The following is an 18,931-nucleotide window of genomic DNA, read 5'->3' on the forward strand; positions in this document are numbered from 1 at the left end:
CAAGGGCGCTTTTTCAGATTTTAAGGATGACTTGTGTTGTTTTATCGTTTCAATCAGCAATCAGCAATCAAGCCTTACGCCGTTACGACAGCGGCTTGCTTTCGGCTGTACAAAAGCAACGCGATAAACAACGCTGCACCCACAACACGGAAAGTGATGTCCAGCCCTGGCCACATCATGATTGCTGCTAAACCTGCAGCCACGGCACGAAGGGCGATGTTAATCGGGCCCTCTAAGTAACCTTCCAAACACGCAATCAATGACCATGTGCCCAAAATAGAAAATCCGGTTACCACAATCACTTGCTGGAAATCTCCCGACACCAATGGCGTGTAGGCCATCAGCAAGGGTACGATGTACAAGCCTTTTGCGATTTTCCATGCGGTAAAGCCTGTCGCCATTGGCGGTGTTTTCGCAATGGTTGCTGCGGCAAAGGCTGTTAAGCAGACAGGAGGCGTCACGTTACTGTCTTGCGATAGCCAGAAGATGATCAAATGCGCTGAAAGCAGTGCCAGTCCAACGGTGACAGGGCCTAAGCTTTGCTCTAGCAATGTGGCTTTGAAATCATCAGGCACTAAGCCAACGAGCGCTATCGCGCTTTCGAACGACATGGGCGCACCCAGTGCAGCGAGTTGCTCGGGGGCGATCAGCATAAAGATGGTTTTTGCTTCTTCCGGTAATTGTCCCGTGGTGAGAAGCTCAAGAAGTTGCTGCTCGGCAATCAATCCATAAATTGCAGGTGCCGAAAGGGTACCGAGAACGATATAGCTCGCCGTTACGGGTAAACCCATCCCCAGAATTAACGAAGCAACGGCTACCAAAACCAACATCATGAACAAGCTACCGTTTGCCCAATCGTTGATCATCAAAGAGAACGTATTGCCGATCCCTGTGGTACTGATGACATTCACCACAAGACCAATGCCCGTCAGCAAGACTGCCGTGGTTGCCATGTTTCTAGCGCCTTGCGCCAGTGCATCAAAAATGTCCGCCACTCCCATACGGTTAGGTGACAACCATGACGCGACAACGACAGAAATGATTGAGATACCGGCCGCGTATGTTGGCGTGAAATCCATCACGAGCAAGGTGACGAGCACGGCCAAAGGAATCAGATAGTGCCAACCCGAGACGAGCACGGAAAGCATGGATTGGGTTTCCGTTTCGACATGGTGAACGCCGGAACGTTTTGCCTCTATGCGAACGAAAAAGGCCACAGACAAAAAGTAAATCAATGCAGGAGCGAAAGAGACAGCAATGATTTCCACATAGGGAATTTGCGTATAAGACGCCATGATGAATGCACCTGCGCCCATGACTGGAGGCATTAATTGTCCCCCTGTGGACGCAGCGGCTTCAACGCCTGCGGCAAAGCGAGGTGGAAAGCCTGCTTTCTTCATGAGGGGAATAGTAATAACCCCGGTTGATACGGTGTTCGCCACGCTTGAACCTGAAACAGACCCCATCAAGCCTGAACCCAGTACAGCAACAAAACCGGGCCCGCCGATAATTTTTCCTGCCGCCGCTCGTGAGATATTGATGATGTAATCGCCCGCACCTGATTTAACCAAGAATGCGCCAAACAGAATGAACATGAAGACATAACTCCACGAAATACGGGAGATAGGGCCAAACATGCCTTCAGAACTGTAGAAAGCGCGATAGAGCATGGTTTCTGCAGAAAGGCCGGGGAAGGAGAATATGCCGTCTATCCAGCTTCCCCACCACACAACATAGGTCAGTGCGACAAGTATCAAGCAAGGAATGAACCAGCCCATGGTGCGTCGAATGAGTTCGAGTGCGATAAGAATGGCGATGATGGAGAAGATCCAATCTGACGTGACGAATTTAACGCCGCGCTCATACAGCGCATCTTCGCCGAAAAGGATGTAAACAAAACACGCAACCGCGGCAATGGCGATGCCAATATCAATGGATAGCGCGACCTTGCTCTTTCGTAATTTGGCGGCAGCGGGGTAGGTCAACGCGACCATCACCGCAAAGCCAGCGAAGTGTGCGGAGGACACCCACAACTCCGAGAGCGTCGCGAGTGTGTTGAACCAAATATGAACAAGTGAAAGCAAGATACCAATGACGGTGACAATGCGGGTAAGCAGTGGGAAGTCTGTTCGTTGCGTCAATTCGAATTGAGACAGGGCGTTATCGGTGTCTGAAGAAGCCTTTGTTCCGTCAGGCGTATGATTTGTCATGTTTCCTTCTAACGTGCGGCGGTTGCACGATGTCCTGATGAAGAAAGCGCTGACGGTGCGGTGTCAGCGCTTTACATTGCCTCCAAAATAACGAAGCGATTCCGTATTAGTCTGCAATTAAATGTGCTGGAATCTCAATGCCTTGTTCTTTGTAGTAACGTGCAGCACCTGGGTGCAATGGCACAGGCAAACCATCAATCGCTTTTTGAAGAGACATGGCTTTAGTGGCTTTGTGAATGCCATTCAAGAAGGCGAGGTTTTCATAGATGGTTTTTGTTAGAAGATAAACGTCCTCTTCTTTCAGGTCGCTACGCGCTGCAAGGAAGTTAGGTTGCGCGATGGTGTTTACCGCTTCTGTCTGACCTGGGTAGGTGTTGGCATCAATCACAAAACGTGTCCACAAGTTGTAGCCACCGTTCGCGTTTTTCATTTGCTCGTCAGTGAAATTCAGAATGCGGATTTCTTCACCCATCGACGCGTATGCACGTGTTACTGCGCTCACTGGCACACCCGCAGGAATGTTCATGCCGTCAATGGTGCCATTTTGCAGTGCATCAGCACTTGCGCCGTAACCAAGGTATGCCAGGTTGAACGTTTCAGGATCGATGCCTAAACCTGACATGATTTGACGGCCAGACCCTTCGGTGCCTGAGTTTTTCTTACCGATGGAGAATTTCTTATCCTTCATCGCGTTAAGATCATCAACAGTGCCTGTTTTTGCCATGTCACTGAGAATGACGAAATGTTCAACATTCTGCCAAAGCATGGAAACTGAGCGGAGATCTTTTTGTGGACCTGCCTGTTTTAGCTTGCCGTCACCGTTCCATGCCCAAGCGCCATACAAACCTTGAAGGATGGCAAATTGTGCTTCGTTTTCGCCAAGCAGTTTTACGTTCTCACCAGAGCCTGCAGAGCTAATAGCAGAAAGGGAGAACTTATGTTTAGGTTCAAGCTTCACTTTACTCAGTGTCGCCAGCGCAACACCGACAGGGTAATACGTACCGCCTGTTGATGCGGTAGCGAGAATGTAGTCTCTATCTGCTGCAGCGGTGGCGGTGTTCATGCCAGCCAGCGAGATAGCAGTAGCAATAGAGAGGGTTTTAAACAGGGATTTCAATTTCATACAACGCTCCAATGTTGGCGATTTCCATATGAGCAGTGTCAAGCCATGAATGACGGAAGGTCGTTAGGGCTACACACCATTGCGTTTGTACAGCGTTCCGAACGGTAAGTGTGAGAACGGAATAAGATGAGAGGATAGCTGAGTTGTAAATGCGATGTTAAGGCGGAGCGCATAAATATAAGCATCTTCTCAGTTTTTTAAGTGAAGCGTGATAGATACCTAACCAATTGGATAACAGTAAGATCTTAAGTACTATCCCAGATGAAAGGGAGAGTGAGTATGGCAAAACCGAACAAAAAAGGCCCCACGCGTACGGTAGATATCCTCTGCGCGAAGTGTAAAAGTCCGCTGTTTAAATACCGCAAAGGCGGAAAGGGCGCATTGGTGAAGTGTTTCAAAGAACGCATCGTGACAGATTTTACGACCACGCCCTGTGAGTGCCCGAACTGCGGAACCGTGTTTGGCCGTGAAGCCCTCGTGCGTGGTACACCCGCCTACAAAATCATTGGCGGAAAAGCGGTAATGAAATAGTAAAGATGAAAAGATGTGTAACCGTCGCCGACACCATTTAAACAAATACACGAGTAAACATTTAGGGAGAGAAAAATGATGAAACCAGACATTAAAAACGTGGTGTTTGATGTGGGCAATGTGTTGGTGAGATGGAACCCTGTTGAGATCATCCGGCTGACATTTGGCGACGATGTTGATGCCACTGAACTTGCGAAGCGCGTTTTTCAGCAAGAATTGTGGCTGGCGCTCAACCGAGGCGAATTGACAGAGCAAGAAGCCAAACACCAATACGTGCAAACACTTTCCCTGTCACCTAGTGAAGTAGAGCGGCTTTTCTACTACATAAAGCAAACGCAGATCCCGTTGTTTGGCACCGTTGCGCTCATGAAAAGATTGAAAACGGCCGGATACGCCACGTATGCATTAACTGATAATGTTCATGAAATCGTAGCGTTTCTAAAAGACGAATACGATTTTTGGCCATTGTTCGAAGGCGCGATTGTGTCAGCAGAAGTAGGATGCTTAAAACCCAACGCCGATATTTTCCATCAGCTCTTCGATACCTTCGACCTGAACGCTACCGAAACCGTGTTTCTCGATGATGTTGCTAAGAATGTTGAAGGGGCACAAAAAGTCGGTATGTCAGCGATACAGTTTACACGAGCATCACAGGCTGAGCGTGAACTGCAGGAAATGGGATTACGCTTCTAGTTTTTTGGTTTTTAGGAGCTTGGCTTTTGAGAACGCGTGTTTACAGAGATGAGTGTCACAGACCTTCGTGTCTCAGCAAGGAATATTAGCAAGTTATAACTTTCAGGACAGTCTCCTCGAGCGCGAATCCATATAATTGTAATTCCATATAAATGCTATGGGTTTATGCGAACAACAATAAGGGGCGCTGTCGTGACACTGATGATCTTGGGTTTACTCGTATGGAGCGTCGTACATTTTGTGCCGACGCTTGGGTTATCTTTCAAAAATGGCGTCATCGAGAAATACGGCGATAAAACATACATGGCCGTGTTCTCGATACTTATCGTGTTGTCGTTGGTCATGATTTTGTTTGGCTGGCGAAGTACCATTCCTGAATTCGTTTACGTCCTGCCTTTATCAACGAAACCTATCGCCATGCTGTTGATTGTTTTTGCTTTCATATTGTTTGGGGCGGCAAAACACGCGACACGCGTTAAGCAGTTTGTGCGTCACCCGCAATTAAGCAGTGTCATTGTCTGGGCTGTGGCGCACCTAATGTTAAATGGCGATTCGCGTTCAATCGTGTTGTTTGGCGGGTTGGCCATTTGGGCGATGATTGAAATCGTACTGATTAACCGACGAGAAGGGGTATGGGTAAAACCGGATGTTCCGAGTTGGAAGCAGGAGTTTGTTGGGCTGGGAATCAGTGCGGTGATGATCGTGGTGGTGGTGTTTTTACATCCTTACATTGCGGGTGTGCCAGTCAGATAAGGAATAGTGCCCAGTGTTAGTTGGCAGGAAGTGCGCTAACACTGAGCATCCGCGAGGTATTAGATACCTGCACGCTTAAGTAGGCCTGACATCAGCTTAGAACTTGATCTCACGCCTGAAGATTTACCTTTAAACTCACCGGCTAGGCGGTTGTCACCAATTTCACGTGCGATGTGCTGCATGGTGAGGTACATGTCTTTCGCTGACTGCATGCGGTTTTTGTCGTTCAACGGTGCAAGCAGTTTGATCATGTCGGAGCCTGACAGTTTGTTTTCAATGGAGTGACGTTCAATAGAAGACAACAGTTTGTCCAAATCAACGGTCGCTTCATTACTTTCAACACCTTCTTTTTTCATCGCTTTCAGATTACGTTTGCGGATCTGATTGATGACGAAGGTAGGGCGGTTCATACGTTTAAAGCCAAAATAGCCAGCCGCAACAACCAGTGCGATACCACCAACAACGTATGGCCAGATTGCGCCAGAAGACTCGGCGGCTGTTTGTGCTGCACTTACAACTTCTACTGCGGCAGCGGGTACATCAGACATGTTCTTTCCTTCATTATTAATAGGGAATTTGGAATTGAGCGTAGTGTCGCACCGTTTCATTTAATTACGGTGTCACGCCTCACATTCGCGCAAAGAAGTTAAGTTGAACAAGCGCGAATGATGAATTTTTACACCAATGCTGATGGTAAAATCAACGACCAATACACGTGAGTTCATATAGACCTGACAGCCATGATAAACATTTCCATGTTTTTACAGATGCCTACGAATGTCACACTCGTCGAAAAAGGTGGTGAGAAACTTTCTCAATTTCATCGTATTACCACAATAATAGGGTTGTATGAACGCCAAAATAGGCAAAATGTGGTTGTTATAAGGCATAGAATTCGATGAAAAAAAGTACCGTTATTCTGTTACTCCTTTTAATTGTCTCGAATGTCACTTGGGGGGCAATGTTCTTTTATCGTACTGTTGACTCAGGCATCAGTCTCACTCACCTTCAATCCAGCAATGATCGGAAATCATCACAGTTAGAAATTGCGATGTTCACTGCGAACCACGGTTTGATAGGCATGCCCGTTGAAGAAGCGTTTGAAGTGATCGTGACGGAAAGTAATGAAGAAGATCCTTTCATTAAAAGTGGCTGTTTAAACGCAGGCAACATGTGTTTAAAAATTGGTTCAGCGCGAACGATTGTGGGTATTAAACAGTAACTTGACGTTAAACAATAACCTGACGTTAAATCGTCATCTGGTATTGATGAGGGAAATGCGTGTATCGGGAAAGTGCAAAGCGAATATTGGGAACGGAACTGCCAATCATTCAAGCGCCAATGGCTGGCGTACAAGACAGTGAACTTGCTATCGCGGTGTGTCGTGCAGGTGGCTTAGGCTCCATACCCTGTGGCATGTTAACCATTGATCAGATAGTCAATGAAACGCACCGTATTCGCAAAGCAACAACACAGCCCTATAACCTCAATTTTTTCTGCCATTCTATGCCAGCATACAGTGAACTCAGTCACGCCCGGTGGCAAGCATGTTTAGCGCCGTATTTTGAAGAGGTCGATGCGCAATGTGTTCCAAATCCTAATGGCGCAAGCAGAATGCCCTTCAATCATGATGTTGCGGATGCCATCGAATCATTGAAACCTCCTATCATCAGTTTTCATTTTGGTTTGCCTCACAAGGCATTACTCGCACGTGTGAAACGCTGGGGAACGAAGGTGATCTCGACTGCAACCACCGTCGAAGAAGCTTGTTGGCTTGAAGCAAATGGAGCCGATGCCATCATTGCACAAGGCAGTGAAGCGGGTGGACACAGAGGCATGTTTCTTTCTAACGACCTGTCTCGTCAGTCGCCGATGAACGCGTTAGTGGCTTGTCTCGTTGAGTCTGTTTCGATTCCTGTCATAGCCGCTGGTGGTATTGGCAATCATGACGATGTGCAACGCGCGTTGACGTTAGGTGCAGATGCAGTGCAGGTAGGAACAAGCTATATGCTTTGTTCAGAAGCGAAAACGTCATCGCTGCATCGAGATGCCATCAAAGGTGCATCAGAGGCAGACACTGCCATCACGAACATATTTTCGGGTCGTCCTGCGCGAGGCATCATGAATCGCGCAATGACAGAGCTCGGATGTATCAATGAATTGGCGCCTGCGTTTCCCTACTCGTCCATCGAAATGGGGCAGTTACGGAGTCACTTTGAGAAAATGGGCAAACGTGATTTCTCTCCGTTATGGAGTGGTCAAAATACGTCAGGGTGCAAAGAGGTTTCTGCGGAGACGTTGACGAGGGAACTGGCAGGGATCAGTTAACTCAGACGGCCAACGGCTTCATGCCGGCGCACTGTGTTGGCGTACAGAGAATAAAAAAACAGAGGCGAATGCCTCTGTTTTTGTTTCTGTCATCGATGGAGATTCGTTGGCGCTGTCGCTTAGATATCACCGAGCTATGTTTCACAAAGCTATATGTCACAAAGCTACATGCTACCGAGACAAATGTATTTGGTGTTGAGGTACTCATCGATACCTTGTCTAGCGCCTTCTCGTCCGATACCAGATTGTTTCACGCCGCCGAAGGGCGCGACTTCTGTTGAGATAACACCTTCGTTAACACCCACCATGCCGTAATCAAGCGCTTCCGCAATGTTGAAAATTCGATTGATGTCTTTGCTGTAGAAGTAGCTGGCCAACCCGTAGATGGTGTCGTTCGCCATTTCAACCAGTTCTTCGTCGTTATTAAAACGAATTACCGGGGCTATCGGGCCAAAGATCTCTGCTTGAACAATGTCCATGCTGTGTGAAACGTGGGTGAGCACTGTAGGTTCAAAGAACTGGCCACCCAAATCATCACCGCCAGCTGACACAGTCGCACCTTGTTGAAGGGCTTGGTCGAGCAATGATTTAATTTTTAGCTTGGCGTTGTCGTCGATCAGCGGGCCGATAACAACATCGTCATCCAATCCGTTGCCGACGGTGAGTTCATCAACAGCCAGCGAGAATTTATGAACGAACTCTTCGTACACCGCGTCGTGAACATAGAAACGGTTAGCGCAGACGCAAGTTTGTCCTGCATTGCGGAATTTTGACGTGATTGCACCTTTCACCGCTAAGTCGATATCCGCGTCATCAAACACGATGAATGGGGCATTGCCGCCTAACTCCATGGAGACGCGTTTTACAGAATCAGCACTTTGCTTCATCAATATACGCCCGACATTGGTCGAGCCGGTGAACGAGATTTTTTGTATGTGTGGGCTATTACAAAACACATCGCCGATCATGGGGGCGTCTTCGCTGGTGACGACAGCAAGAAGATCATCAGGCAGCCCAGCTTGGCGGGCCAGTTCGACCACAGCATACGCACTCAACGGCGTTTGTATGGCAGGCTTTGCAACAAAACTACAGCCAGCAGCAAGGGCTGGTGCGGCTTTGCGTGTGATCATGGCGATGGGGAAGTTCCAGGGTGTTATTGCAGCGGCGACACCCACAGGCTGTTTGATCGTCATGATCCGACGGTCCGCCAAGGGGGTTGGAATTGTTTCGCCGTATGCGCGCTTACCTTCTTCTGCAAACCATTGAACGAAAGACGCGCCATATGCCACTTCACCACGAGATTCAGCCAACGGCTTCCCTTGTTCTAAGGTCATGATGCGGGCGAGATCTTCTTGGTTTTCCATCAACAACTCGTACCAACGCATCAAAATAGCTGCACGCTGCTTTGCTGTGGTTCTTGCCCAGGCCTTTTGCGCATCGCGAGCGCGAAGAATCGTGGCTTCCACCTCTTCCCGTGAGTGTGCTTGAACATGGCCGATCAAGGTTTGATCAGCAGGGTTCGTGACGGGAATGGTGTTGTCGAGGTTGTCGCACAGCGCTGAAAGTAGCGATAGGTTTTTGATCTGTTTCATTGCGTCACTGTGTCCTTGTGGTGTCAATTCATTGCTCAGTCGGCGAATGAAAAGCAAGAAAAGCGTTCTTGTCATGCATGGGGCAGATTGCGCGTAAGCACCACGAACAGAAAGGTGTGGGAGGCTGCGCAATACAGGCGCGTAGCATCGTGTGAAGCGTTTAAATGATGGAAGTTTCGAAGCCTTGGTGGTTTCAATACCTAGGCTGTTTCAATACTTAGGTGGTTTGAAAGCATTGATGCTTTCAAAACATTGACGCTTTCAAAACGATAAAACTAGCGTAACGATGAAAATGGCGTGCCGCAATGTTGTCAGTGTGAGCCAGTGCAGTGTTTGCATATCGAAATAAGAAAAGGCCAGTAATTACTGGCCTTAAGACAAATGGGTGGTGACCCTAGGAAATATGCATCGAAATTTACTTCGCGATGTTCCCCGCAACATTCATGATATCCCACGTGCGAGAGAAAGGAGGCGCGTAAGCGAAATCCATCATCCCAAGCTGTGTTGTCGTTACGCCCATCGTTACTGCAACAGCCATGGCATCAATGCGGTGGACTGCGCCTTTGTATCCTGCGATTTGTGCGCCCAGCACGCGCTTTGTACCTGCTTCATAAATCAGTTTCATGTGAAGGTCTGATTGACCATCACAATAGTTCGTGTGGCATTTGTCTTTGATCACTAACGTTTTGACATCAAAGCCTGCATCGTTCGCTTCACGCTCAGACAAGCCCGTTCGACCCGCCTCCAAGCCCATGACTCGGACACAACTGGTGCCAAGCGAACCAGGAAATTCGAATGCATCACCGTCTATTTGTGCGATGTTATCACCAATCATTCGACCCAATTTGTTCGCGCCTGTTGCGAGAGGGACATACACATCTTTCCCCGAAACCGCGTTCCAAATTGTTGCGCAGTCACCGGCTGACCAAACGTCTGGCAGAGATGTTTTCCCTTGTCGGTTAATACGAATAGCGCCGTTGGGTAAGGTTTCAATACCGGTTTCTTTTAAAAACGCGGTATTGGGTTTCACACCCGTGCAGACCACCACGAGATCGGCAGGGTATGTGCATTTATCTGTCGTAATGTGCGTAACCTTTGCATCGCCTTCAATCGTGAGTAACGACTCGTTGGTCAGGATTTCAACGCCCGCTTTTTTCAGCTCGTCATAGAAGTGGATACTGATTTCAGGGTCAAACGCATCTGGAATCAAACGCTCAGCACGTTCGATGAGGCATACATTTTTACCTTGATGCACCATGGCTTCAGCGACTTCTAAGCCAATGAAACCAGAACCAATGATGGTGACGTTTTTACAGTTCTCTTGCGCTACGGCTTGCTTCAGTGCGATGCCATCATTCATGACGCGAAGCGTGAACACGCCGTCTTTATCTAATCCCGATACTGGTGGTAACACTTCTTTTGCACCCGTGGCGATCATCAGCCGATCATAGTGGGTTACAAATACGTCGTCTTTATGTGTAATCTCCAGCTTCTTATTGTCAGCATCTACTTTTGTGACGCGATGTCCGGTATTGACTTGAATGCCGCGCTCAGCAAATTGCGCAGGTGTGAATTCAGACATGTACTCATGGTTTTGGAATTCATCTGCCACGTAGTAAGGCAGGCCACAGGCACCAAATGAAATTACCTCTGACGCTTCATACACAATGATGTCGGCGTTTGGGTTTACACGACGTGCCTTTGCTGCAGCGCTCATGCCTGCGGCTTCACCACCAATAATCACTATTTTCATGGGTTGTTTCCTAAAAAGTCTTTCGTGCTTTTATGCCCAAACAGCCCCAAGAAGCGCGTTCTGTCGGTGTGTGTTTGGGTATGTTGAGCAAAACGTGGGGGCAAGCCCCCACGTTTATTCGTTGTTGTTTACGTTTATAAATCGTTGCGTTGGTGACACTGCTTTTTTAGAGGCTTATGCCGTCGCATCTTCGCCATCTAGGTTGACAGGTTGGCCATCGTTAAAGACGTCCATGTTGGTTTCACCCATCAATTTACTGGTCACTGAACCTGCAGTGATCGAGCCAGACACGTTAAGCGCGGTGCGGCCCATGTCGATCAAGGGTTCGATAGAAATCAATAGACCCGCCAATGCCACTGGGAAATCAAGCGCTGACAGCACGATGAGCGCCGCGAACGTTGCGCCACCGCCAATGCCTGCAACACCGAATGAACTGATGGTGATGATAGCTACAAGTGTCACGATAAAGCTGATATCTAGCGGGTTGATGCCCATGGTTGGTGCGATCATGACTGCAAGCATGGCAGGGTAGATACCGGCACAGCCGTTTTGACCAATGGTTGAGCCGAACGATGCTGCGAAGTTCGCAATACCGTTTGGAATGCCCAAGGCCTTCTCTTGCGTCTGTACGTTCATTGGGATAGACGCCGCACTGCTGCGAGACGTAAATGCGAATGTCAGAACAGGGATGATTTTTTTCAGGTGACGAACAGGGTTCAGGCCGATCATTGCGATAATCGCAAGATGGATAGCAAACATGCTGAACAGCGCACCGTAAGAGGCAAGAACGAAGTTCGCCAAGTTTACGATGTCTGCATAGTTTGAACCTGAAATGACTTTGGTCATCAGAGCCAATACACCGTATGGCGTAAGGCGTAGAACCAGTGTCACCATGCGCATGACGATAGCTTGCGCGACTTTAATGAACTGCTCGAATGATGCGAAAATCTCAGGTTTCTTGCTGGCTATGCCCGTGGCAGAAATGCCGACAAAGATAGAGAAAATAACCACTGCAATGGTCGATGTTTTACGTGACCCTGTCATGTCTAAAAATGGGTTAGCAGGAATGAACTCCAACAACATGTTGGCGAAAGACATGGTTTCGACTTTGCCTAAATTGGTTTGAAGTGCTTCTGCGCGCGCCATTTCTGCTGCACCTGCAGTGAGGCCCTCAGCAGACAGACCAAACATCACTGACCATGCGATACCGACAAGCGCTGCAATCATGGTTGTTACGACCAGGACACCAATGGTCATGCCACTGATTTTACCCAGTGAAGATCCGCCATTGAGTTTCAATATCGCCGAAATAATCGACACCATGACCAATGGTATGATGATCATTTGAAGCAGTTTTACGTAGCCTTTACCAACAATGTCAAAGTAATCAATGCTGGTTGCAATAATATCTGAGCCTGCGCCGTAATACAGTTGTAATAAGCCACCAAATACGACACCCAAACCTAAACCTGCAAATACGCGTTTTGTGAAAGCAACGTATTTAGATTGGAGCGTATAGAGGAAATAGATTAACGCAATGAATATCGCGAGGTTAAATATAACGCTTAGTGCCATTGTATTTCCTTATTATTGTTAGAGGGCGCAGTGGTTAAACACTGGCCAAATGTAGGGAGGTAAGTTCCATTTCCTCAAAATACTGTTAAACCGCCAACGGCGTATTAACATTCCATCTTTATTGGTCCTACATCTCCTGAGCCAACGCTGAGCGTGGTTTGGCAGGCTGTCTGCCGGAATGGCGGAGATGATAGTGCATGCTCTTATGCATCAATAACAATTTTATATGCCTAAAAGTTCTAAGTTATAAAGTGAACAATAACTGCTTTGTTTATTCTCGGTATGCTGCTTATTAAACCAAAATGTCATTATTTAAGTGTTGGGTTAAAATAATTCAGGCATTTCAGGTGTGAGTTTTATATTAATTAAATGTTAATTATTTTTGCTGATTAAATTAAATTCGTTTTAATGTTTTACCGGTGTTGATGAATATACCGATTATTTTCGTGTAAAGAGTGAGCGTCTTCTCTTATTAAAAACAAGGTATGGTTGGGATCCTGAATTCGTTGTGTACATCACTATTATTGAGCTTCTCAATGCGAGTGATGTCTCGGTGTGATTTTGCTACGAATCTTCAATGAGTATTTTGACTCTTGATACCAGATTTCATGCTGTATGTTTTGCGTTATATTGTGTGATTTTGATCACCATATTCACTGCGAGCGCTAAAGGTTTATTGAGCTAGATTGAACAGTACTTAATGTGAAAATCGCAAAATCGTACGCGGCTTTTATTCCAAGGCACTCAGTGGTTGCTGCGTCGAAAAGACGATTAAAGACAATAAAATAAGAACATGATGAAGGGGCTAGCTTTATGAACCGATTTAACAGACCTGCGCTGGCAGTGTTGATCATTGCAAGTTTGAGCGCTTGCCAGTCAACCTCAGAACCTCGCCAAGCAGTCAGTGACACCAACAAACCCGCCATGCAAGAAAATCAAAACACACTTCAAGTCTACGAAAAAGCCAAATCGGATTATTCGGCATGGTTTGAAAAAGTGGCTGAAAGCAAGACGCTTGTTATCTATAGCAAAGGCACTGTGAATACACTTTTTGACGCGTGGGATGATGCCGTCGATGTTTATGATGAGTTTGCATCAAATCCAGCAAAGACAATGGAGAGCTACTCTGTCTTTTCGTCAGGCACGTATGCTGACAAGTTTAATGAATACATTGCAACAGTTTCTGTTCAGTACGATAAGTTGCAGGGGTTGAAAAAGACCGCGGACTCTTTGCTAGCGGATTCTATCGCCGAGATGGCGTACCTCAATGAGATAGACGCAAAATCTGTTTACGCAACAAAATTCCGCAGTGTTGAGAGGGATTACTACAAACTCTACAGCTATGTCGAAGACAACGAGATTGATGATGCGCAAGTCAAACAGGCTGAATTTCTTCAAAAAGCCAAGCAGTTGGAAGCCTTGGTTGCGATGAAACGCAACATTGCACCGCTTCAAACTGAGATCGCCACATTGCGTAAGCAAGGGTTCAAAACTGTTGCGCCGATTAGCTACACAAAAACGAGTGCCGCACTTGAACAGGCCCAAGCTGTGGTCAACTTGAATCCAAGAGACGCAGAAGCCATTGGCGTTGCCGTTGAAGACGTGCAATTTGAAATCGCGCACCTCAAACATATCGGGCAAGAGGTGAAGAAGTTTAAAAATGTTGACGACGACAAGTTTGAACCGCTCATTTTGGAGCTCGAAAATCGGCTGCATGTGATCGCACAAACGTTAGATGATCTCGATTTACGAAATACGCCAATGCAGCGCCAAGCGGATGTCCTTGCTGATAAAGTGGCTCAACTCAACGAAAAAGCCAATCTCGAATCGGCCGCTGCTGACGCGAGTGCTGATCCTCAACTGGCGGCGCTTGTTGCGAGGTTAGATGCCGTCAATGCGGACTTGTCTTCAAAGCAATCAAAAAACCAAGTGCTTACTGCGCAAGTGACGGCGCTTGAGATGGCTAACGAAAATAACGAGAGCTTAATTGGCGACTTGAAATCGATCATTAATACGATAAAGCCGGACGCATTGAGCCCGTTTGTAGACCAAGAAGTGGGTGGTCTTCCTGACACTAACCTGACACCGGCGTCGTCAGTCGATCCTGTAACACCAACGGCAAGTAACTAGAGCTGTCTAACTAAGCAACTAAGCAGCTAAGTAACTAAGCCGTTAAGAGGGTAATCCTCGACGAGCCATTGATACTAAAAAAGCGCCTGGATAGGCGCTTTTCGTTATATGGACGTTACGTATCTCTCAGAGAGAGCGGTTTAAGCCACAACCGATTGTGCGAGGTAGTAGTGATGATTCGCTTTTTTCGCCATTACGCCAGCTTTCATCATTTGTTCAAACAAGGCATCTACCTCATCTGCAGCCAGCAAGAAATGTTTTGCTACCGCTTTCTTCGAACAGGTAATGACACCATCGCGTACTGACTTTTCAACGTTTTCTGCCAAGGTCAGTGGCGGCGTTGTTTCTTCACTTTCTTGATGGCTTTGACTATACACCACGTCTTGTTCGGGCTTGTGCTCGATAAAGCCGACAGGCATAGCCATGGCGTGAGGTGTTAGCGCAATCTCACCGAAATGTTCATAGAATCGACGGAAACGCAGTTCTTCGCCGATCACGCCAACAAAAAATGCCGCAAACAAATCAAGCAAAATAGAAAGGAATACTACCAAACCAAGCTGTGCAATTTGCGTTGAAACGTTAAACGCATCAGCCAAACTGTTGATCAAGCCAATAGCGGAACCTTGAGCCACAGGCGGAAGGGCATCACGTTCTGCTGCCAATCGAATTTGTTGTTCACGTAATTGGTTATTTTGTTTTTGAATACGCGTAACGCCTGTCGCGATGCGTTCCATCTCGATGTATTTTTCGGCCGCCAGATTATTCAGCTGAATCTGTTTTTCGATAGATTCAATCTGACGGTCGTAGGCAAGGACTTTCGATTGTTCTATGGCGATAACGCTCTGTGCTTTATTGGTTGCACTGTTGATGCCGCCAACGCTACCTCCAATAGAGATTGCTGCAAGCACCAAATAGAAAATCAAAGAAGTGATCGCGCCAGTGTAGTTTTTGTGCGCGCGACGTTCACCAAACTCATACCAAGCGTAAAACTTGCCCGCTTCAAAAATGATAGCCAGCGTGCCGAAAAGGCCTTTCATGAGTGGACTGTCGTCTATCGAAAGGAAAAGCAGCAAAGAGAAAACCGTCGACGTGATTACAGCAGCACCCGTGAAGGTGTATACGCTGATCATGGCAAACGGACCTTTAGGGTATCGATACCCCAGCATGTTTTTATAGTGCATAAATGCGTCACAGATCACGTTACGAGAGCGCGGAGCATACAGCAATGACATCAAGGCTTCCGCAACTGCGGCACACAAAGATGTTCAACTGCTTAGTATGTGGTCACATTGACAGTTAATTGACCGAACCAATGAGTATGGATGAACCTGAACGTTGATCTCCTTAGGCTTTGTTTTCGGCTTTCAGCGTATTACCAAAAGTTTTATTTTTAAGAGTGTGTATAAATTAATGAGCAAGAAAGCCTGAACTACTTGTTTGAACCTAGGTTGCATATTGAAACGGAAACGGGGTTTTTCTATAACTTTCCCAAGTGTTTAATGAGGTCTAGTATGCGCAGTTCAGTTTATCTCAGTATCTTTTTTTTATTGTGTTCAGCATTGGCTGTTAACCTCGTTGTTGATCATTTCTTTTCGACGCCCTCTGTCGTGAGTGCACCTGTCTACGAAGCTGAGCCTGCGTTAATTGATGCAATGGATGAGTCACCCGATCTTATGGATTACGTTGAATATCTAATGTCAGGGCCAAGTGATAGGAACGCCATGAAGTTCATTGGCACAATTGAAGAGAGTTCCGATGTTAATCCAGCCCAACAGAACATGAACCAACGCGCACTCGCTATTGTATCTATGATGCAGTCGGCTGACATTCCAACAGTGTTTCAAGGTACTAGATTAGAACATTCCGATGTTAATCCATCACAACAGAACATTAACCAAAGCCTGCTCGCTATAGCGTCTAGGGTTGAATCTGCTGAAATTCCTGAAATGTCCCATACACCTAAATTGAAGAATTGTGATGACAAGGAAGCAATGCGCGAATTTGTAAACAAAGGTTGTATCCGGATTATACAGGTGAATGGTGATAGACCAGTATCGGGGAACACTGAGCTTGATGAGGCCTTTGAGGCTTGCTATCAAAGCGTAAAACAAAAAGGGCATTTCTATAGCCAAGCGCATTGCAATTCTGCTTATAGAAGAATGGCTGCATTTTGTCGATTTAATCCAGCTGTTGGAAAAGACAATGCAGTTTGCCAACACTTAAGCAGGCTTGAATCTTTAGAATCAGCCGCACGTTTGGAAGGGATAGAAAATTTTGATTGGAGTCGGCAGATTGAAATTACTCGACCTTCAATCAAGCAGATGCATTCGAACATAAATGAAAATATCAGAGATGCAAAATCAAAATAGCCCTGCGGCTTGATCATAAATAATTCAGCATTAATACGCCTTGTCTTTATCCATCGCCCAGAGGTGCGCTGCGACCAAAGCACGCCAAGGGGCGAACTCGGTTAACCATTTTTGCGCTTCTTTTTCTGTCGGCTTCTCGTCGCTATCAAGTAAGCGCTGTATGTTTCGTCTAACGGCCACATCGCCATGAAGTGAACCGTCTAGATACCCGAAACCACGCAGCAGGGTATAACTGACTGTCCAAGGTCCTATCCCTTTAATCGCGAGTAACTCTTTCCCCGCATCCAATGGGTCTCTATCTGGTGATAAGTCTAATTCTTTAGCAACGATGGCCTTAGCAATCCGTTGAAGTGTCGTGGCTTTGCTGTTTGAGTATCCACATGCACGGTAGGTGTCGATATCCGTGTTTGCCAGAATATGTTCATCCGGCAAACACCAAATGCCGCTGCTATGTGGCTTTCCAGTCGCCTCGATCAATCTTCTGCGAATGGATATAGCAGCTTCCACACTGATCAGTTGCCCGGTAATCGCCCAGGATATTGCTTCAAATGGGGTCGTTGTTTGGGGAATGCGTAAACCATGTTGATGTGAAAGAAGACGCGAGATATCAGGGTGGTTCTGGTATTTGCTTTCGAAGCCTGCAATGTCCTGCTGAAGCCCAAGCATACGGCCTGCCAGTAGAGCCATTTCACTGTCACTCAATGCATTTTCATCAGCGTCAGCATTGATTGTCATGGTTGCGTTCTCTGAACCTAGCGAGAGTGAAAGACGACAGGGAATCGCATTCATCAACACACCTTTATGTATTTCCATGCCATCTACTTTTTCCGAAAGCTCGGTCTTATCGCGTTGATGAAAACCAATGAAATCTTGGTAGCGAAAATTAGAAGGCAAGGGCAGGGAAATGCTTTGTGTTGAGGGCATGTAGGGTATCCATCATTAGGTTAGCCTCACAACCCTAAAACGCTTGGAAAGAGAATGCGAGTAAAAGGGCTCTAATGCACTATAACTGAATGTGTTGAGTTCTCATTCTCTAGCAAAGATCACAGGTGAACCCGATAGCTGTATTGGTTTAACAGAAAAAAATGCAGATTTTGATTCTGAGCCTACTGCGCAACACCCAACGCCAAATACCGTCTTTCTGGCCTTCCCACGCTGCCGTAATTCACCTGCGCTTCCAGTTCTTGCGCGCTCACCATGTACTCAAGGTAGCGTCGCGCGGTGGTGCGGCTTGCGCCGATCAATGTACCCACTTCTTCTGCGTTGAGTGATTCATCAGCATCGCTGAATACGGCGCGAATTTTATCGAGGGTAATGACATCGATGCCTTTTGGCAGTCGTGGATGTGATGACGTCGTTTGAGGCTCTTGTTGATGTGCTGAGGTGTTTGTTGCGCGTTGTGGCAGCAGGGTGTCAACATCGGTTTGCGCGAGGGATTCCATCGCTTTGAGTTTGTCTAAATGCGCTGAATATTGGGCTAGCACTTCTTGAAGGCGTTCAAACACCAAGGGTTTGAGAATGTAGTAAAACACGCCACTGCGAAGGGCTTCCCTGAGCGTATCGACTTCTTTGGCCGCAGTAATCAATATGACATCTGTGGCGCAATTGTTGGCACGCAGTTTTCTGAGCAGATCGAGCCCAGTACCTTTGGGGAAATGGTTATCGAGCAGAATTAACTCCGGCTTAAAAACATCCACGAGATCTTCTGCATCTTCAAGCGTATGGGCAATACCAACCAGTTCAAACCCGTCAATACGTTCTAAAAAGCGCTTTTGAATTTCTGCAATTTGATGGTCATCTTCAGCAATGACGACGCGAATGTTTTGGCTCATAAATACGGCTTCTTCCTTGGTTTCGATAGGCAAGCGTTACAA

The 18,931-nt window shown here is 46.9% G+C and carries 16 protein-coding genes; 7 read left to right on the forward strand and 9 right to left on the reverse strand.

What is annotated here, in order from left to right; genetic code table 11:
• Nucleotides 1–74: 74 nt before the first annotated feature.
• Nucleotides 75–2,210, reverse strand: coding sequence for a TRAP transporter permease (locus BCT27_RS21495; RefSeq protein WP_102396718.1), 2,136 nt, complete (start codon nucleotides 2,208–2,210; stop codon nucleotides 75–77).
• Nucleotides 2,211–2,316: 106 nt separating this feature from the next.
• Nucleotides 2,317–3,333 carry a TAXI family TRAP transporter solute-binding subunit gene (locus tag BCT27_RS21500; protein WP_102392272.1) on the reverse strand — a complete coding sequence of 339 codons (1,017 nt, stop codon included), beginning with the start codon at nucleotides 3,331–3,333 and terminating at the stop codon, nucleotides 2,317–2,319.
• Nucleotides 3,334–3,612: 279 nt separating this feature from the next.
• Between BCT27_RS21500 and BCT27_RS21505 the strand changes: the two genes are divergently transcribed.
• The 3 genes from BCT27_RS21505 to BCT27_RS21515 all read left to right on the forward strand — a co-directional run bounded on the left by BCT27_RS21505 (nucleotide 3,613) and on the right by BCT27_RS21515 (nucleotide 5,310).
• The gene (locus tag BCT27_RS21505; protein ID WP_017013725.1) at nucleotides 3,613–3,864 is read left to right on the forward strand and encodes a hypothetical protein; all 252 of its coding nucleotides are present in this window, start codon (nucleotides 3,613–3,615) and stop codon (nucleotides 3,862–3,864) included.
• 75 nt (nucleotides 3,865–3,939) lie between these two features.
• Nucleotides 3,940–4,557 (forward strand): HAD family hydrolase, encoded by a 618-nt coding sequence (locus BCT27_RS21510; protein ID WP_102396719.1) that lies wholly within the window; start codon nucleotides 3,940–3,942, stop codon nucleotides 4,555–4,557.
• A 201-nt stretch (nucleotides 4,558–4,758) separates the two neighbouring features.
• Complete coding sequence (locus BCT27_RS21515; protein ID WP_241908629.1) at nucleotides 4,759–5,310, forward strand: NnrU family protein; 552 nt, start codon at nucleotides 4,759–4,761, stop codon at nucleotides 5,308–5,310.
• A 59-nt stretch (nucleotides 5,311–5,369) separates the two neighbouring features.
• On the opposite strand, the gene BCT27_RS21520 is transcribed toward BCT27_RS21515, so the two are convergent.
• Nucleotides 5,370–5,858: a hypothetical protein gene (locus tag BCT27_RS21520; protein ID WP_017010934.1), complete on the reverse strand. Its 489-nt coding sequence runs from the start codon at nucleotides 5,856–5,858 to the stop codon at nucleotides 5,370–5,372.
• Nucleotides 5,859–6,208: 350 nt separating this feature from the next.
• On the opposite strand from BCT27_RS21520, the gene BCT27_RS21525 reads away from it, so the two are divergent.
• A complete protein-coding gene (locus BCT27_RS21525; RefSeq protein WP_017010936.1) occupies nucleotides 6,209–6,532 on the forward strand; it encodes an Imm58 family immunity protein in 324 nt (107 codons plus the stop codon).
• 59 nt (nucleotides 6,533–6,591) lie between these two features.
• Entirely contained in the window at nucleotides 6,592–7,638 is a 1,047-nt protein-coding gene (locus BCT27_RS21530; RefSeq protein WP_102396721.1) for an NAD(P)H-dependent flavin oxidoreductase, read from the forward strand.
• A 164-nt stretch (nucleotides 7,639–7,802) separates the two neighbouring features.
• Here BCT27_RS21530 and BCT27_RS21535 read toward each other — a convergent pair whose 3' ends face one another.
• From BCT27_RS21535 to BCT27_RS21545, 3 genes are all read right to left on the reverse strand, one after another.
• On the reverse strand, nucleotides 7,803–9,230 hold the full coding sequence (locus tag BCT27_RS21535) for an NAD-dependent succinate-semialdehyde dehydrogenase (protein WP_102396722.1): 1,428 nt from the start codon (nucleotides 9,228–9,230) through the stop codon (nucleotides 7,803–7,805).
• A gap of 415 nt (nucleotides 9,231–9,645) precedes the next feature.
• Nucleotides 9,646–10,983, reverse strand: a complete 1,338-nt coding sequence (locus BCT27_RS21540; protein WP_102396723.1) for a CoA-disulfide reductase — start codon at nucleotides 10,981–10,983, stop codon at nucleotides 9,646–9,648.
• Nucleotides 10,984–11,157: 174 nt separating this feature from the next.
• The gene (locus tag BCT27_RS21545; protein ID WP_102316425.1) at nucleotides 11,158–12,558 is read right to left on the reverse strand and encodes an L-cystine transporter; all 1,401 of its coding nucleotides are present in this window, start codon (nucleotides 12,556–12,558) and stop codon (nucleotides 11,158–11,160) included.
• 813 nt (nucleotides 12,559–13,371) lie between these two features.
• Here BCT27_RS21545 and BCT27_RS21550 point away from each other — a divergent pair.
• On the forward strand, nucleotides 13,372–14,688 hold the full coding sequence (locus BCT27_RS21550; protein WP_102396724.1) for a hypothetical protein: 1,317 nt from the start codon (nucleotides 13,372–13,374) through the stop codon (nucleotides 14,686–14,688).
• A 140-nt stretch (nucleotides 14,689–14,828) separates the two neighbouring features.
• Here the strand turns inward: BCT27_RS21550 and BCT27_RS21555 are convergent, their stop codons facing one another.
• On the reverse strand, nucleotides 14,829–15,869 hold the full coding sequence (locus BCT27_RS21555) for a Preprotein translocase subunit SecY (RefSeq protein WP_102392307.1): 1,041 nt from the start codon (nucleotides 15,867–15,869) through the stop codon (nucleotides 14,829–14,831).
• A 330-nt stretch (nucleotides 15,870–16,199) separates the two neighbouring features.
• Here BCT27_RS21555 and BCT27_RS21560 point away from each other — a divergent pair, with 330 nt between their 5' ends.
• Nucleotides 16,200–17,057: a hypothetical protein gene (locus tag BCT27_RS21560; protein ID WP_102396725.1), complete on the forward strand. Its 858-nt coding sequence runs from the start codon at nucleotides 16,200–16,202 to the stop codon at nucleotides 17,055–17,057.
• Between the two features lie 30 nt (nucleotides 17,058–17,087).
• Here the strand turns inward: BCT27_RS21560 and BCT27_RS21565 are convergent, their stop codons facing one another.
• Nucleotides 17,088–17,981, reverse strand: a complete 894-nt coding sequence (locus BCT27_RS21565; RefSeq protein ID WP_102396726.1) for a DNA-3-methyladenine glycosylase family protein — start codon at nucleotides 17,979–17,981, stop codon at nucleotides 17,088–17,090.
• 182 nt (nucleotides 17,982–18,163) lie between these two features.
• Complete coding sequence (locus BCT27_RS21570; RefSeq protein ID WP_026024875.1) at nucleotides 18,164–18,889, reverse strand: response regulator; 726 nt, start codon at nucleotides 18,887–18,889, stop codon at nucleotides 18,164–18,166.
• Between the last annotated feature and the right edge of the window lie 42 nt (nucleotides 18,890–18,931).

It is taken from the genome of Enterovibrio norvegicus (assembly GCF_002876705.1).
GTDB classification, from domain to species: Bacteria; Pseudomonadota; Gammaproteobacteria; order Enterobacterales; family Vibrionaceae; genus Enterovibrio; species Enterovibrio norvegicus_B.

Excerpts from the sequence above, each read along its gene's own strand:
- BCT27_RS21505 (WP_017013725.1), top strand. The coding sequence starts at position 3,613 with ATGGCAAAACCGAACAAAAAAGGCCCCACGCGTACGGTAGATATCCTC.
- BCT27_RS21545 (WP_102316425.1), bottom strand. The coding sequence starts at position 12,558 with ATGGCACTAAGCGTTATATTTAACCTCGCGATATTCATTGCGTTAATC.
- BCT27_RS21525 (WP_017010936.1), top strand. The coding sequence starts at position 6,209 with ATGAAAAAAAGTACCGTTATTCTGTTACTCCTTTTAATTGTCTCGAAT.
- BCT27_RS21495 (WP_102396718.1), bottom strand. The coding sequence starts at position 2,210 with ATGACAAATCATACGCCTGACGGAACAAAGGCTTCTTCAGACACCGAT.
- BCT27_RS21510 (WP_102396719.1), top strand. The coding sequence starts at position 3,940 with ATGATGAAACCAGACATTAAAAACGTGGTGTTTGATGTGGGCAATGTG.
- BCT27_RS21570 (WP_026024875.1), bottom strand. The coding sequence starts at position 18,889 with ATGAGCCAAAACATTCGCGTCGTCATTGCTGAAGATGACCATCAAATT.
- BCT27_RS21565 (WP_102396726.1), bottom strand. The coding sequence starts at position 17,981 with ATGCCCTCAACACAAAGCATTTCCCTGCCCTTGCCTTCTAATTTTCGC.
- BCT27_RS21540 (WP_102396723.1), bottom strand. The coding sequence starts at position 10,983 with ATGAAAATAGTGATTATTGGTGGTGAAGCCGCAGGCATGAGCGCTGCA.
- BCT27_RS21500 (WP_102392272.1), bottom strand. The coding sequence starts at position 3,333 with ATGAAATTGAAATCCCTGTTTAAAACCCTCTCTATTGCTACTGCTATC.
- BCT27_RS21535 (WP_102396722.1), bottom strand. The coding sequence starts at position 9,230 with ATGAAACAGATCAAAAACCTATCGCTACTTTCAGCGCTGTGCGACAAC.
- BCT27_RS21560 (WP_102396725.1), top strand. The coding sequence starts at position 16,200 with ATGCGCAGTTCAGTTTATCTCAGTATCTTTTTTTTATTGTGTTCAGCA.
- BCT27_RS21550 (WP_102396724.1), top strand. The coding sequence starts at position 13,372 with ATGAACCGATTTAACAGACCTGCGCTGGCAGTGTTGATCATTGCAAGT.
- BCT27_RS21515 (WP_241908629.1), top strand. The coding sequence starts at position 4,759 with ATGATCTTGGGTTTACTCGTATGGAGCGTCGTACATTTTGTGCCGACG.
- BCT27_RS21555 (WP_102392307.1), bottom strand. The coding sequence starts at position 15,869 with ATGCACTATAAAAACATGCTGGGGTATCGATACCCTAAAGGTCCGTTT.
- BCT27_RS21520 (WP_017010934.1), bottom strand. The coding sequence starts at position 5,858 with ATGTCTGATGTACCCGCTGCCGCAGTAGAAGTTGTAAGTGCAGCACAA.